Raw genomic sequence first — 15,036 nt, forward strand, 5'->3', positions numbered from 1 at the left:
GGCCCCGTGAGCGAACCCACGACCTACAAGATCCTGCTGTTCATGAAGCGTCGCTCGGACCTGTCCATGGCGGAGTTTCGCGACTACTACGAGAACCACCACGTGCCGCTGTGCCTGAAATACGCCGGCGGCGTGGACCGCTACCTGCGGCGCTACCTGGACCCGATGCCCGATGCGGCGAGCGGTGAAACCACGGAAATGCCCTACGACGTGATCACGGAGCTGTGGTTCTCCGACGAGGCGGTCTACCGCGGTACCGTGCAGTACCTGTCCACCAGCATCATGCCCGACGAGGTGGTCGAGGACGAGAAGAAGCTGTTCGACCGCAGCAAGACACGGTTCTGTACGGTGGAGGAAGTCGCGACGCGCTGAGCGCGTCGCGCGGGTATCACGGGTTCAGGCGATTGCCTCTGAGCCCTTGATCGTGGTGCGGTGCATCAGTCGCCCCGAGGCCTCATCGTAGGGCTGTGAGCGGTGCAGCAGGCCGGGGTTGTTGAAGATCACCAGGTCGCCCTTGTGCCAGTGGTGGCGGTAGGTGAATTCGTCCTGGGTGCAATACTCGACCAGTTCGTCCAGCAGTTTGCTGCCCTCATCCTCCGGCAATTCACGGATTCCCCAGGCGGTTGAGCCGATCACCAGCGAGGTGCGTCCGCTCTTCTGGTGCCACACCAGCGGGTGCTCGGTGGGCGGGAACACCTTGTGCCAGCGAGCCTGGTCCTCGACGTCGTAGTCGGGCTTGAACTTGCGGCCCACCGCTTCCAGGCAGTGCACCACGTGCAGGTTTTCCAGTTCGCGCTTGCGTTCCTCGGGCATGGCTTCCCAGGCGGCGAACAGGTGGGCGAACTCGGTGTCGCCGCCGGCGCTCGGCGGCTGCTCGCACTTGAGCAGGGTGGCCTTGCCCGGCACGCTGTAGGAAGTGCCGTCCATGTGCCACCAGTTGTTGCCGATCACGTACTCGCGCTGGCTCTTGTCGCTCTTCGCCAGGGATATCGGGTAGATGCCCTTGTTGGCGGTGTCGGAACCGTCCGCCGTGGCCACGGGTTTTTCCAGGTCGCCCATACAGCCGGTGAGCTCGACCATCAGCTCGTCGCTGAGGTTCAACTGCGGAAACACCAGCACGCCGTACTCGGTGAGCGCTTCCAGGATGCGGTCCGGGACACCGTCGGCGACGATGTCCTGGGGCGCGACATGGGCGTAGGCACCCAGGTTCGGCGTGATCCGCTCGAAGCGGATTTTCTCGCTGATTGCGTGCGCTTCCATGGTTCAGCCCTCCTGCGGACCCGGCACGATGGCGCGGGTCTGGGTGATGCAGCTGCCGAAGCTGTGGAAACCGGTGGCGTGCAGGCCGCCGGTGCCGCCGCAGCAGACGATGAGCACATCCTTCGGCTCCACGCTGACATAGGCGCGCCCGCCGATGATGCGGTCCTGCGCTTCCAGTTGTTCGCGGTGCTTGGGCAGCAGGCGGTCGGCGTCGATGCCGGTATTGGTCCAGATGATTTCCTGCACGTCCTCCAGGCTCGGCACATCGCGGTGGATGATCTCGGCCCACACCGGGTTGATCGCCACCATCATCTCGGCGAAGGGCATGGCCGGGGAGTAGCCGTTGGCGCCGGGGTAGCCCAGCGACTTGCCGATCATCTCGAGGAATTCCGGGCCGCGTGTGGAGGTGGTGTCGATGATGTTCATGGTGCCCATGGTGCCGTAGACCGACACCGCATCGCCCTGCACGCCGCGGCGCTCGGCGAAGGGCGCCCAGGGCGAGCGTTCTTCCCACTCGCCGAACAGGATGCCGCCGATGCGCCCGGGCGAGCCGAACGTCGTCTGCGAGGTGACGTTGGCCTCCTGGCCGGCGACGTTACGGATGACCAGGCGCAGGGCGCGGCCGATGGCCACCGCCTGGGTGCGCGCGCCGCCCAGGCAACCGTGGCGGTAGGGGATGTCCAGGCGCTCGCGGACCGGGCCGTTGACCACGGTCAGCGGCAGCACTGGCGCGGTGGTGGTGTTGAGGCCGAACAGTTCGAAGTCCGGGTCGCCCATCGCTTCCAGTGCGGCGATCAGCAGTGGCAGGGACTCCGCGCTGGCGCCGGCCATGACCGCGTTGATGGCGATCTTCTCAACCGTGCACTCGCCATCCGCCGGGGGCAGGGTGCAGATCACTTCGTCCGCGTAGCGGTTGTTCTTCGACAGGAACTGGCGCACGCGGGCCTCGGTGGGCGGGATCAACGGCAGGCCGTCGCCCCAGCCGCGCGCAGTGGCTTCCTCGGTGAAGGCCATGACGTCGTCGACCTCGACCTCGTGTTTCTGGCTGGAGAGCCAGTCGATGTCGCAGCCCTCCGGGCCGCAGTCGCGCAGGTTGACGACTTTTTCCTGTTTTACCGCGCCCTGGCTGATGCTCCGGCTCATACTGCGGCCTCCTTCAGCGCGGCGGCGCCGACGCCCATGGCGTCGAGCAGGCCGTCGAAGTGTGCGCGCGCCACGGCGGCGACCTCGTCGTGTTCCTTCTCGTTCAGCGGGTAGGGCAGCACGTGCAGGCGCAGGCCGGAGCGCCCGCCGCGGCGCGCCAGGTTGTGGGCGAGTTCCTCGAACACCTCGGTGCACACGGCGGTGGTGGGCAGGCCCTTCTCGGCCGCGGCGAGGGCATCGCGCACGGTCCAGCCGGTGCAGGAGCCGCAGTTGGCGAGGCCGACCACGGCGATGTCGATGCTCTCCAGGAAGGCGTCGAGCTCGGCGGCGACGCGTTCACCGGCCGCGCCGGTGCGGCCCTGGTGCGAGCGCCACATCTTCACCTCGGCGCCGGCCTTGCGAAATTCCTCGCCCCAGATTTCCGCCATCCAGTCCCAGGCGCGCCAGATCTCGTCGAGGCGGAAGCCCACGGTCTTGCCCGCCAGGGGGCCGGCCTCGGGGCCGGGGGAGGTGATGTCATCCGCCCGCAGTGCGGTCGGGTCGAGTACGCTGCCTATCGCCATTGTTATTGCCTCCGTTGGAGTTTGCGCGATGACCGGGTGCGGTTTGGTGCATCCGGCTGCTGCTTGTAAAGTCCAGAATGCTGGACTATATTATTCACTATTCTGGATAATATTGGAGCGTCTACGCCCTGATGTCAACGCATGTGCGGCAACTCGGTAACCTGTTCAGCCTCATGGATCTGTTCGCCCGCGAGCGGCGGCCGCTGTCCGTGCGCGAGATCGTCGACGAATTCGGCTGGCCGCGCTCCAGCGTGTTCAACATGGTCACGACGATGGTGGACGAGGGCTACCTGTACCAGCCGGCGGCGCGCGGCGGTTACTACCCGACCTCGCGCTGGATGGAGTTTGCCCGTGCGGTGGGGGAGGCGCAGCCGCTGCCGGCCTCAGTGCACGAGTTGCTGGAGTCGCTGTCGCGGGAGACCGGCGAGACCGCCTGCCTGGCGGCGGCGGAGGGTACCAGCGCGGTATTCCTCGATGTGGTGGAGTCATCGGCCGACATCCGTTTCATCGCCAACGTCGGCCAGCGCCTGCCCATCCACGTCGCTTCCGCGGGCCGCGCGATACTCGCGCAGTACTCGCCGGCGGAGTTGCGCGCGGTGCTCGGTCGCATCAAGTACCAGCGCTACGCCGGCGACACTTTCCTTTGCGCCGACGACGTCGAGGCCGACCTGCACGCGCAGGCCCGCCAGGGCTGGTACCTCAACCTCGAGATGTTCGCCCCCGGCGTCGCCGGCATTGCCGTCCCGTTTCCCCTCGGCGACCGCCGCTGCGCCCTCGCCCTCGGCGGCCCGGTGTCGCGCATCGAACCGCGCATCGACACCCTGGGCGAACTGCTACGCAGCGCGGTCACTGACTTCCTGAACGAACAGCCCTGACCCCGACAGTGAGTGGGGTTAGTTGCAATAGCGGCCGCCGTTGACGCCGAGGGTGAGGCCGGTGATGTAGTCGGCGTCCTCGGAGGCGAGGAAGGCGACGGCGGCGGCGATGTTGCGCGGCTTGCCGGGGCGCTTCATCGGCGTGGTCTGGGCGAAGGCATCGACGTCCAGCGGCGCTTCGCGCAGGCCCTCGGTGTCGACGAAGTTCGGCGGCACGTTGTTCACGGTGACGCCGCTGGTGGCGTATTCCAGCGCCAGCGCCTTGGTGAAGCCGATGACGCCGCCCTTGGAGGCGACATAGTGCGCCATGCGGTTGGCGCCGGTCTGTGCGGACGACGACGAGATGTTGATGATGCGGCCCCAGCCGGCCTCGACCATCTCCGGTAGGATCGCCTTGCAGCACAGGAACGGGCCCTTCAGGTTGATCGCCATCAGCCGGTCCCAGGCCTCCTCGGTGAGCTCCTCAAACTTGCAAAACGGCGAGAGCGCCGCGTTGTTGACCAGGATACCAATGTGGCCGAGTTCGGCGTGGGTACGCTCCACCGCCGCGGCGATGTCCGCCGCGCTGGAGGTGTCGGTCTTGCAGGCGATGGCCTTGACGCCCATCTCGCGCAGCATGGCCGCGGTCTCCTCGGCGCCCTCCAGGTTGAGGTCCCACACGGAAATGTTCACTCCATCCTCCGCCAGTCGCTGGCTGATGGCGCGGCCCAGGCCGCGTGCTGCGCCGGTGACGACGGCGGTTTTGCCCTGTAATGACATGCTGCTGCTCCTGTTCTTGTGTTGTTGTGGTCGCGATGCAGCGCCGGATACTACTCGCGGTTCGCGGTTGTGTACAAGCTTGTTCATCACTTTGATAGCGCGTATCGTGCGTCGCGGTCGACACAGTAATGGCAACCGGGAGGCACCCCAGCAATGGCTCTGGAAGAAGAATTCAAACAGCTCAAGGCGCGATCGAGCAACTGGAAAACCGCCAGCAGATTATCGATTGCATCCAGCGCGAGAGCCGCGCCCGCGACCGCCAGGACGTGGCGCAGATCAACAGTTGCTGGTGGGAGGACGGCCAGGACGAACACGGTCCGCTGATCACCCGGGCGCCTGAATATGCCGAGCGCGCCAACGCCGGGCACCGCGCGCTGTTCAACATGACCAGCCACAACATCACCAATCACCTGTGCGAGATCGATGGCGACACCGCCTACTGTGAGTCCTACGTTATCGGCGGCCTGTTCTGGCTGGATGACCAGACCACCACCATCGCCATGGGCCGCTATCTCGACCAGCTGGAAAAGCGCGACGGTGAATGGCGTATGCTGACGCGGCGCTGCACCATAGAGATGAGCGCCACCACCGATGGCGGCTGGGTGCACTCGGAGAACGTGAAGGGTTTCCTCAAGGCGCTGTGGGACGGCAACGACCCGTCCTACCAGCGGCCCGTCGTCGCCCAGCCACGCAGCGAGGGCGTGCGGTGGTAGTGCTCGATCTGCAGCGCGAGAGTGGGGTCAGATACGATTTTTTCTGATGTGTCGCTGCAGCAAATTGGCCCGGCCAAGCGGCCAAGCTAGCGAATAATTTTCTCGAACTGCGGCCGCGGGTACACACCGTAGAGTTCGCGGTAGGAGGGCGGCTGGCGCTCGCTGGCGTCCTTCACCCCGTACTCCAGCGCCGCCTCGGCGCCGATGATGGTCTGCCCGCTCCTGGCCATCAGCTCCGGGTCCCTGAACAGGGCCCAGATCACGTGGCCGGTAAACTCCGGGGTTTCCAGCACGTCCTTGAGGTAACCGTACTTGTCCGGCTCCATGTCGATCATAGCCTGCATGCGCTCGGTGAGCAGGCTGCCCATCCAGATCGACAGGCAGGCGACGCCCTGGTCCCTGAAGTCGATCGCCATGTCCGCCGCGAACTTGTCCAGGCTCGCCTTGTGCGCGCCATACACCGGGCCGAACACGTAGTGGGATGCGCCGGAGGCGGAGGTGAACACAATGAGCCCGCCATTTTTCATCAGCAGCGGCGCGGCGTACCAGGAGGCCACGTAGTTGCCGCGCACGCCCACCTCTAGCATGTCGACAAGGTCCAGCGGCTTTTCCCAGAAGTTGCCCGGCTGGGTCATGGCCGGCAGGTTGGGGAAGGCGTTGTTGACCAGGATATCGAGCTTGCCCTGCTCGCGTTCCACCTGTTCGAACAGTGCCTTTATTTCATCGTCGTCAGCCTGGTCCACACGCACGGCGATGCCCTTGCCGCCGGCGGCGGTCACCGCATCGGCGGTTTCGTAGATAGTGCCGGGCAGGCGCGTATCACCGACTTTTGGCGCGTCCTCCGGCTTCTGTGAGCGCCCGGTGACGTAGACGGTGCAGCCATAGCTGCCCAGGGCGATGGCGATACCGCGACCCGCACCGCGGCTGGCGCCGGTGACGACGGCGACGATATTGTTGTTATCCATGCTGGTTTCCCGGTTCAAGACGTTTCAAGCCGGCCGCTACGCGTGCGCGGGCGACCCGGGCGCTCAGCCCGCAACGAGAGTATACACCAGTGCGTTCGTCATTGTGATAGCGCGCGTCGCCGGCGTGCCGGGCGGTGCCGAGCTTCAGGGCTCCAGGGTGGCGAAGAATTCCTTCACCAGCTTGTTCACCGAGCGGTGACCCTTGCCGATACCGAGTGCGCTTTCGCGATTCAGCGCCAGGGCGATGCTGCTGCCGATAAAGGCGATGGCGTCCGGGGAGTAGCGGCTGGTATCCAGGCCGCTGGCCTGCAGTGCTTTTTTCAGCGCGCGCACCTGCACCTTGCGCGATTCCTCGATGTAGTCGATGACCAACTCACGCAGGCCCTCGTGGTGGTTGGCCAGAGCCATGAACTCCGCCACCAGCCGCGCATCGGCGGTGTTCATACAGATGTTCCAGATCTCGTGCAGGGGTGTGTCGGACTTCAGTACGCCCTCGAGGCGCTGCTTGTCGCGCTGCACCAGGCGTTTGAAGGCGGCGAGCACCAGGTCGTCCATGGTCTGGAAGTAGTAGTACACCAGGCGCTGCTTGACGCCGGTCTGCTCCGCCACGCGCCGCGAGGTGAGCGCGGCGTAGCCCTCGTCGCGCAGGATGATCTCGGCGGCGTCGAGCATGGCCTCCGCTTTTTCGGACTCGATAGAGCCCATTCTTCGGGTCGCTGCCAAAACGGCGGTTCCTCTTTCAGCGCTGGCGCGCCCGGAGTGGGCTGGGCGCGCAAGCGAGGAAAGCTACAGGTGGCCGCGCGCCGCTGTCAAGCGCGCCCCGGGCATCACGGCTGTGCGGCCAGTGCTTCCCGCGCCCCGGTGCGGATAAACGCGTGAATCTGGCGCACTTGTTCGCGGCTGAGGTCGGCCAGGCGCGGCATGCCGCGCGGCAGCAGGATACCGTCGTGTACCACCGACCACAGGCTGTCCTCGTACAGTGCCAGGCGCGACTCGCGCAGGTCCGGGGCGGGGCCACCGGCGGCGTTCAGGTTCTGGCCGTGGCAGGCGGAGCAGCGAATGGTATAGAAGAAACGCCCGGCCTCGGCGTCCGCCGGGTCGACGGTAACCTCGGGGTCGTCCACCGGGTAGACACCCAGGTCCGGCGGCGGGCTGGGGGGCAGGGCGGTATCCCCACCCAGGGCGAAGGTGAGCAGGCGCCGCGGCTGTAGCCCGTAGCGCCAACCCACGTCCATGAAGTCGCTGAGTACCGACGCGGAACCGCCGTAGCCGGTGAGTACGGAGACGTACTGCTTGCCATCCACCGTGTAGCTGCTCACCCCGCCGATGATGCCGAGCCCGGCGTAGTAGCGCCACACGCGCTCGCCGTTGCTGGCATCGAAGGCACTGAAATAGCCGTCACCGGTGCCCCAGAACACCAGGCCGCCGGCCGTCGCCAGGGTGCCGCCGTTCCAGATGGTCTCCTGCGGCACGCTCCAGCGCGGCGCCTGTTGCAGCGGGTCCCAGGCGATGAGCTTGCCCTTGCCGTCCCCCGGCTCCTCGAGCACGTTCTTCATCACGATGCCGCCGAACTCGAACTCCCCGGGTTCGGCCTTGCCGCGGCGGAACAGGGTGCCCATCTGCATGTAGGGGATGTACACCAGGCCGGTCTGCGGGTTCCAGGACATGGCCTGGAAGTTGTGCGCCCCGGTGGTGGCGGGGAAAATCACGGCCTGGTCCGTGTCGTAGCGGATACCGGGGTTCTCCACCGGCCGGCCGGTTTCCAGGTCGATGCGCTCGGCCCAGGTCACCTTGCCGATTTTCTCCGCGGAGATCAGCTCGCCGGTCTCGCGGTCGAGCACGTAGAAGAAACCGTTGGTCGGCGCCTGCATCAGCACCTTGCGCGGCTTGCCGTCGATCTCCAGGGTAGTGGCGATCATGTTCGCCGTGCACTTGTAGTCCCAGGCCTCGCGCGGGTTGGCCTGGTAGTGCCAGATGTACTCGCCGGTATCGGCGTCCAGCGCGACGATGGACGCCAGGTACAGGTTGTCGCCGTCGCCGGGGCTGCGCTTGCTCACGTCGTAGGGGCCGCCGTTGCCGGTGCCGATGTACAGGCGGTTCAACTCCGGGTCGAAGGTGATGCCGTTCCATACGGTGCCGCCGGAGCCGGTCTTCCAGTATTCGCCGCTCCAGGTTTTTGCGGCGCGCTCCATCACCGGGTCGCCTTTGTTCTGCTCCGGCGAGCCGGGCACGGTGAAGAAGCGCCACAGGCGCTTGCCGGTGGCCGCGTCGAAGGCGGTGACGAAACCGCGGGCGCCGAAATCCGCGCCGCCGTTGCCGATGATGACTTTGCCGTCGAAGGTGCGCGGGGCGCCGGTGCTGTTGTTGCGCATGTCCGGATCGATGCTCTCGGCAATCCACAGTACATCGCCACTCTTTGCGTCCAGCGCATGCACCCGGCCGTCGATGGAGGCGACGAACACGCGGCCGTCCTCGTAGGCCACACCGCGGTTTACCGCCATGCCCATCTTGTGCGGGTTGTGCTTCCACACCTCGGGGTCGTAGCGCCACAGCAGCTTGCCGCTGAGCGCCTCTACCGCGTACACCGCCGCGTAGCTGCCGCTGAAGTAGAGCACGCCGTCCACCGCCAGCGGCGTGGCCTCCAGCGACACCTCCCCGGGCAGGTCGAGGTAGGACACCAGGCCGAGCTGACCGGCGTTCTTGGGTGTTATCTGCGCCAGCTGGCTGTAGCTGCTCTCGTCGGCGCCGCCGCCCGGCGCCAGCCAGTTGTCGGCGGCGCCGGTGGCCGCGTGCAGGGCCGCGCCGGGTGTGCTGAGCGCGGCCGCCAGCGCGAGTCGGGTGAGGAGTTTGTTGTGCATGTTATGGCTCCCGTGGTCATGCGTGCGCAACAGGCTAAGCGGCGCATCGCGCGATTGCTAAAACAGCTGTTGTGGGTTTTCGGTCCCGTGGTATTACAGGGCGCGCCTGCGCCCGGGGCGCGGTTCAGGACTCGCTCCAGGCCTCGGCCGCGGTGACCGCCTCGACCATCGAACGCCGGCCCAGGAACAGGATCAGCGCCGCCAGCGGGCAGCACAGGGCCACCAGGGTGGCGATGCCGGCACCGATGGCGTTGCCGCCGTACAGATAGTCGGAGAACACGGCGATGGTGACCGGACCCAGGGCCAGCGAGATCAGCCCGACAGTGGCGCCGAAGAAGGCGACGCCGGTGCCGCGCAACTCGTTCGGTGTGACCAGGTTCAACGCGGCAACGTACAGCGCGGTAAACGGCGACAGCAACAGCATGAACAGGCAGATGCCGGCCAGGAACACCCAGGGGCTGGCGCTGGTGGCGGCGATCATGGCAATCGGCGTGGCCACCAGCAGGCAGCCGCTGAACCACAGGAACTGGGCATCCTTGTAGCCGCGCCGGTACAGCGCGCTGACGCTCAAGCCGCAGATGAACTTGCCGGCGAAGCCGCCGATGAGCATGGCGATGCCGATACCCAGGCCGATCTCCCCGGCGTTCCAGCCGAAGCTGCGGCCCATGTGCGCGGCGTACCAGGCCTGGCCGCCGGTGAAACCGATGGAGGCCAGGCCGAAGCCGAAGTAGTGGCAGGCGAAGAAACGGCCGCGCGAGCGGATGAAGCGCAGCAGGTCCGGGTAGCCGGAGAATACATTGCCGAGTACGGAGTCACCGGCGGGCTGCGCGCGCACACCGCGGCGGCGCGGCTCGGGCATGGTGAAAGCGAGCAGGGCGATGAACACGCCTGGAATGCCGATGATATAGAACACGGCCTGCCAGGGGCGCACGTCGCCCACCAGCGGCAGGGTCACGCTGTCCAGCTCCGAGACCGTTTCGATCAGCAGGCCGCCGAACAGGAAGGCGCAGCCCGCGCCCGCGGAGGCGCCCAGGGAATACACCGCCAGCGCCAGGGTCAGGCGCGCAGGGGGAAACAGGTCGGTGATGATCGAGGTGGCGCAGGGGTTGAGGCCGGCCTCGCCGGCGCCGACCCCGACCCGCGCCAGCAGCAGGTGCCAGAAATCACGCGCCATGCCGCAGGCGGCGGTGGCGAGTGACCAGATGGCCACGCTGACGAAGATGATCGTGCGCCGGCTGAAGCGGTCGGCCAGGGTGCCGGCGGCGAGCCCGAACAGGGAGAAGGTAATGGCGAAGGCAAAGCCGTGCAGCATGCCGAACTGCACGTCGCTGATACCGATGTCGGCCTTGATCGGGTCCACCAGCAGGGAAATGATGCTGCGGTCCAGCAGCGACAGCCAGTACAGCACCGCCAGCAGTATCGTCGAATACCAGCCGATGGCGGGGGAGGCGGGGCCGTTACCTGCTGCGTGCTTGCCGTGCTGGCTCATGGGTCGTTCCGTTTATTATTTTATCGCGCCGTTCAAAGCGTCACCGTTCCCCGCGGGGTCGCCGCGGTCGCAACGCAATGGGGAGGGAGTGCGGGAACGATAGCTCGACAACGATAGCACAGTTCGTCGCCGGCGGTACCGGGCGGTCTTATTTACTGTACGGACATTAGGCGCGGCCCTGGCTAGCCCCGCGTAGCGTCGGGCAGGTCACAACAACACCAGCGTGGCAAGGCCCAGGAAGATGAGAAAGCCCATGCTGTCGGTGGTGAATGTGAGCACCACGCTGGACCCCAGCGCGGGGTCGCGACCGAGTCGCGCGGCCAGCAGCGGGAAGGCCACGCCGACCAGTGCCGCCACTACCAGGTTGAGGGTCATCGCCACCGCCATCACCAGGCCCAGGGCGAGGTCGCGATAGAACACGGTGGCCACGCCACCCAGCAGGCCGCCCCAAATAGTGCCGTTGATCAGGCTGATAGCCAGCTCCTTGCGCAGCAGGAAGCGGCTGTTCTCGCGCTTGATCTGCTCCAGGGCGAGACCGCGCACGAACAGGGCGATGGTCTGGTTGCCGGCGTTGCCGCCGATGCTGGCGATGATCGGCATCAGCACCGCCAGCGAGACCAGTTGCTGCAGGCTGCCCTCGAACAGGGCGATGAAGCGCGTGGCGACAAACGCGGTGAGCAGGTTGGTGGCCAGCCATGGCCAGCGTTCGCGCGCACCGCGCCAGATCGGCCCGAACAGGTCGGAATCCTCGCTCAGGCCGGCGCTGGCCAGGGCCTGGTCCTCGGCGCGCTCGCGCACGTGGTCCATGACGCTCTCCACCGTGAGCCGGCCGATCAGGTAGCGGCGGCGGTCGACCACCGGTACCGAGATCAGGTCGTAGCGCTCGAAGGCCTGGCTGGCGCGATCCCCGGACTCCTCCGGCTGCAGGCTGAAGCTGTCCTCGCGCAGCAGTTCGCGCAGCGGTGTGTCGGGTTCCGCCAACAGCAGGTCGGTGACGGTCACCGCGCCGGCAAAGCGCTGGTATTCATCGTGCAGGAACACCTGGTCGGTCTGCTCCGGCAGCGGCTGGCGCTCGCGCAGGGCCGCCACCGCGCTGGCGACGTCACCTGCGACGGGCAGCGAGACGAAGTCGTGGCCCATCAGCGCGCCGACGCTGCCCAGCGGGTATTCGGAACTGGTGCGTAACTGGCGCCGGGCGAGGGCCTCCATCTGTGCTTCCAGCCGCGCGAACACCTCCGCCGGGATGTACTGGCGCAACGCGCTGAGTTCCTCCGGGTCCAGTGCCCCCAGTACTTCTACCAGGCGCTCGTCCCCGGTGGCGCCGACCAGGTCCTCAGCAACCTGCCCGGTGACCTCCTCCAGCGCCTCGCCGGCCAGGGTGGTCGGCAGCGTGTCCCACACGCGATAGCGCGCGGCGCCGGGCAGCATCTCGAGCAGTTGCGCGGCGTCCGCGCCCTCCAGGGCGGACAGCCGTCGCGCCAGTTCCGCATCCTGCTGCCTGCGCAGCAACGCGCTCTCCACGTCCGCCTGGCGGTGGGGCTGGCGCGCGTGGATCTCGTCCATCACCTGGAAGCGCTCGAGCGCCTCCAGGACGGGGCGCAGGCGCTTGTCGAGTGCGGCGCTGTCGCTGCCGGTAGGCTGGTTCATACTGGTTTCCCCGTGGCGGGCGCGTGTCCCTCCCGCGTTGACTCGACGGGGAGGGGCCTTATACTGAAAGTCTACTCGACAGTTTTTATTTGTGTCCTGCGTTTACGTTCAGTCCCGCTGATCCTCTTCCTGTCTCGCATGAATATGGGCTCGCTCGGGTAGCCCCACCCGGGGAACACTCTCAGCCTAAGGGACAAAACCTATGAGTCTATTGATTGGAGACAAACTGGTCGCCAGCTTCCACTACAAACTGACGGATGACGCGGGCGCCGTCCTGGACAGCTCCGAGGGCGGTCAGCCGCTGAGTTACCTGCACGGTGCCGGGAATATCATCCCCGGCCTGGAAAAAGCGCTGGTGGGCAAGTCTGCGGGCAGCTCACTGCAGGTGCGCATCGACCCCGAAGAGGCCTACGGCGAAGTGCGCCCGGAGCTTATCGACGTGGTGCCGATGTCCGCCTTCCAGGGCGTGGAGAACGTCGAACCCGGCATGGCTTTCGAGGCGCGCAGCCCCAGCGGCCAGGCCCAGCGCATCGTGGTGAAGAGCGTCGAGGGCGATAACGTCACGGTCGATGCCAACCACCCGCTGGCCGGTCAGCCCCTGAACTTCGATGTGCAGGTGGTGGATGTCCGCGAAGCCAGCGAAGAAGAAATCGCGCACGGCCACGTGCACTGATTCGTAGCGCCGGCCCGCCGTTCAGCCCTCGGGCTGGGGTGGTGAGGCCGGCGCCGCGTACCACTGCTCCGGTGGCACCAGCTTGGGTGCCTCCGGGTCCGCCTCATAACTCGGCGACATGATCTGCACGCCGTACTCGTTGAACACATCCTGGACATTGCCGTGCAGCGCGCTGTACAGGGCGGGCATGCGTGTGGCGTCCTTGCAGAACGCGTTGAGCTGGTAGACCACGGTGTAGTCGCCCATCGCCGTCTGCAGTACGAAGGGCGGTGGCTCCTTCTCCAGGCCATCGGTACGCGCCGCGGCCATCAGCAGCAGCGCCTCCACCTGCCGCCACGGCGTGTCATAGCCGATGCCGACGTCGGTGTGCAGGATGATGCCCTTGTCCCGCGAGTAAGTGCTGTAGTTGACCACCGCCGAGGCCAGCACCTCGGAGTTGGGAATGTTCACATCCTCGTTCTTCAGTGAGCGCAGCTGGGTGGATAGCGCGCGCACGTTGACCACCTCGCCCACGTGCTCGCCGATGCGCACCCGGTCGCCCTCGCGGAACGCTCCGCGGTAGGTGAGGCTGTAGCCGGCGATCATGTTGGCGATGAAGGACGAGGATCCGATCGAGAACACCACGCCAAGGAAGATGCTCACGCCCTTGAACGCCTCCGAGTCCGAACCCGGGATATACGGGTAGGCCACCACCAGGGCGAAGGCGATGACCAGGATGCGCACGATGCGGTAGGTCGGCAGCGCCCAGTCGCGATCGAAGTTCTCAAGGTGAATCCAGCCGCGGTGAATGCGCAGGAAGAAGGTGTGGGTCGCGCGCAGGATGAAGCGCACGACGAAGGTCAGCACGAACAGGAACACCAGGTCCGGCAGCGACTGCACGACGCCGCGGGCCATTTTCTCCAGTGGGTTCAGTACCAGGTGGAAGATGTCGCTGGCGAAGGGCCGCGTCCACGGGTACAGGCCCAGCGCCGCGTTGAGCCAGGTGAGCACGATGGCGAACAGGGCGATGGCGCGCAGGCCGCGCACCAGGCTGCCGAGGAAGCCCCACAACTGCGCGGCGTCGATAATCCGGTGCGAGGCGCGCTCCAGGCCCTCGATGCGCTGTTTGACGGCGCGCTCCGTGAGCCGGCTGAACCAGCGGAACAGGGCGTTGACGGCGTACAGCAATGCCGCCGCCAGCAGGGTGAACAGCACCAGTACGCCGGTCGCGCGCAACAGCCGGCTGGTGCTGCGAGCCTCGCGGTACTCGCTGATGGCCTGGGCGACGCGCTCCACGGTGACCTCGGCCAGCACCGGCAGTTGCACGTGCTCGATGGCGGCGTCCTCGGGAAGCAGGTTGGCGATGAACTGCCCGTCGATATACAGCGCGTAATAGCCGTTGACTGCCGTGAAGCGCTGCTGTGCAGGGTCCACCTGCGGATCGTCCGCTGCGGCAACGATATTCGCCAGGATGTTGGCAGCCCGCTCGCGGGCGGGCAGGGCGGAAATGCCGCGCACCCGGAACAGGGAGCGGCCGTCCAGGCGCACCTCCGCGCTCAGGGTGCCGTCGTCCGCGCGGGGTAACTCCACGGGTTGGGACGCGGGGATGGCGGCTTGTGGCTGTGCGGGCGCGGCAATGCCGGCCAGTAACAGTGACAGCAGGGCGAAGGTGGCGAAGCGCATGGTTGTCCCCCGGTGAGCGGCTGGCCCGGCGGGAGCTGCCCGATCGGCGCCCCCGTTTGGGGACAGTTATGGACCAGAGCGCGGGTCAAGTCCAGCCCCATTCTGTGGAGCAGTGGGGGTGTCAGTAATCTTTACAGTGGCGCTGGTGCGGACGCCTTACTGTCGGCCAAGTCGTTGATTTTTAACGACTGGCACGTGCCTTGCTTTGTGTGGGACCGAACCGGGGCAGTTTTGCGTTCCTGCCCCTGGAGAGCAGTGTCCGGCGCGGTTTGCCGGTCTCTGCATCCCCGTTTTCCTGGGCCCGCTTCGTGCGGGCTTTTTTAATGGCCGGGCGAGTTGTGTTGCGAACTCAGGGGTCAGAGTCGCGACTCTGACCCCGGTACGGATCGCGATGCGGAAGTTGGGGGCCAGGGCTGCGACGCTGACCCC

At 66.5% G+C, this 15,036-nt stretch carries 14 protein-coding genes; 4 read left to right on the forward strand and 10 right to left on the reverse strand.

Translation table 11 applies throughout. The features are described from left to right. The first annotated feature begins 6 nt into the window (after positions 1-6). Positions 7-372 carry an EthD domain-containing protein gene (locus tag E4634_RS09780; protein WP_206046851.1) on the forward strand — a complete coding sequence of 122 codons (366 nt, stop codon included), beginning with the start codon at positions 7-9 and terminating at the stop codon, positions 370-372. Between the two features lie 24 nt (positions 373-396). Here the strand turns inward: E4634_RS09780 and E4634_RS09785 are convergent, their stop codons facing one another. The 3 genes from E4634_RS09785 to E4634_RS09795 are packed head-to-tail and all read right to left on the reverse strand — an operon-like array spanning position 397 to position 2,966. Continuing rightward, complete coding sequence (locus tag E4634_RS09785) at positions 397-1,260, reverse strand: TauD/TfdA dioxygenase family protein (RefSeq protein WP_135443372.1); 864 nt, start codon at positions 1,258-1,260, stop codon at positions 397-399. A 3-nt stretch (positions 1,261-1,263) separates the two neighbouring features. After that, positions 1,264-2,403, reverse strand: coding sequence for a hypothetical protein (locus E4634_RS09790; RefSeq protein WP_206046852.1), 1,140 nt, complete (start codon positions 2,401-2,403; stop codon positions 1,264-1,266). After that, complete coding sequence (locus E4634_RS09795; protein ID WP_135443374.1) at positions 2,400-2,966, reverse strand: UGSC family (seleno)protein; 567 nt, start codon at positions 2,964-2,966, stop codon at positions 2,400-2,402. The genes E4634_RS09790 and E4634_RS09795 overlap by 4 nt, the downstream gene beginning before the upstream one ends. Before the next feature lie 131 nt (positions 2,967-3,097). Between E4634_RS09795 and E4634_RS09800 the strand changes: the two genes are divergently transcribed. Beyond that, positions 3,098-3,841 carry an IclR family transcriptional regulator gene (locus E4634_RS09800; protein WP_135443376.1) on the forward strand — a complete coding sequence of 248 codons (744 nt, stop codon included), beginning with the start codon at positions 3,098-3,100 and terminating at the stop codon, positions 3,839-3,841. A gap of 18 nt (positions 3,842-3,859) precedes the next feature. Here E4634_RS09800 and E4634_RS09805 read toward each other — a convergent pair whose 3' ends face one another. Further along, entirely contained in the window at positions 3,860-4,600 is a 741-nt protein-coding gene (locus E4634_RS09805; protein WP_135443377.1) for an SDR family NAD(P)-dependent oxidoreductase, read from the reverse strand. 128 nt (positions 4,601-4,728) lie between these two features. On the opposite strand from E4634_RS09805, the gene E4634_RS09810 reads away from it, so the two are divergent. Further along, positions 4,729-5,313 (forward strand): nuclear transport factor 2 family protein, encoded by a 585-nt coding sequence (locus tag E4634_RS09810; protein WP_135443379.1) that lies wholly within the window; start codon positions 4,729-4,731, stop codon positions 5,311-5,313. A gap of 86 nt (positions 5,314-5,399) precedes the next feature. Here the strand turns inward: E4634_RS09810 and E4634_RS09815 are convergent, their stop codons facing one another. From E4634_RS09815 to E4634_RS09835, 5 genes are all read right to left on the reverse strand, one after another. Continuing rightward, on the reverse strand, positions 5,400-6,278 hold the full coding sequence (locus E4634_RS09815) for an SDR family NAD(P)-dependent oxidoreductase (protein WP_135443381.1): 879 nt from the start codon (positions 6,276-6,278) through the stop codon (positions 5,400-5,402). 144 nt (positions 6,279-6,422) lie between these two features. Further along, on the reverse strand, positions 6,423-7,001 hold the full coding sequence (locus E4634_RS09820) for a TetR/AcrR family transcriptional regulator (RefSeq protein WP_206046853.1): 579 nt from the start codon (positions 6,999-7,001) through the stop codon (positions 6,423-6,425). A 104-nt stretch (positions 7,002-7,105) separates the two neighbouring features. Then, positions 7,106-9,136 carry a PQQ-dependent dehydrogenase, methanol/ethanol family gene (locus E4634_RS09825; protein ID WP_135443383.1) on the reverse strand — a complete coding sequence of 677 codons (2,031 nt, stop codon included), beginning with the start codon at positions 9,134-9,136 and terminating at the stop codon, positions 7,106-7,108. A gap of 124 nt (positions 9,137-9,260) precedes the next feature. Next, entirely contained in the window at positions 9,261-10,625 is a 1,365-nt protein-coding gene (locus tag E4634_RS09830; RefSeq protein WP_135443385.1) for an MFS transporter, read from the reverse strand. A 207-nt stretch (positions 10,626-10,832) separates the two neighbouring features. Next, a complete protein-coding gene (locus E4634_RS09835; RefSeq protein WP_135443387.1) occupies positions 10,833-12,272 on the reverse strand; it encodes a magnesium transporter in 1,440 nt (479 codons plus the stop codon). A gap of 202 nt (positions 12,273-12,474) precedes the next feature. Here E4634_RS09835 and E4634_RS09840 point away from each other — a divergent pair, with 202 nt between their 5' ends. After that, a complete protein-coding gene (locus tag E4634_RS09840) occupies positions 12,475-12,945 on the forward strand; it encodes an FKBP-type peptidyl-prolyl cis-trans isomerase (RefSeq protein WP_135443389.1) in 471 nt (156 codons plus the stop codon). 21 nt (positions 12,946-12,966) lie between these two features. On the opposite strand, the gene E4634_RS09845 is transcribed toward E4634_RS09840, so the two are convergent. Further along, complete coding sequence (locus tag E4634_RS09845; protein ID WP_135443391.1) at positions 12,967-14,607, reverse strand: mechanosensitive ion channel family protein; 1,641 nt, start codon at positions 14,605-14,607, stop codon at positions 12,967-12,969. Positions 14,608-15,036 lie beyond the last annotated feature (429 nt).

Source organism: Mangrovimicrobium sediminis (genome assembly GCF_004745945.1).
GTDB lineage: Bacteria > Pseudomonadota > Gammaproteobacteria > Pseudomonadales > Halieaceae > Mangrovimicrobium > Mangrovimicrobium sediminis.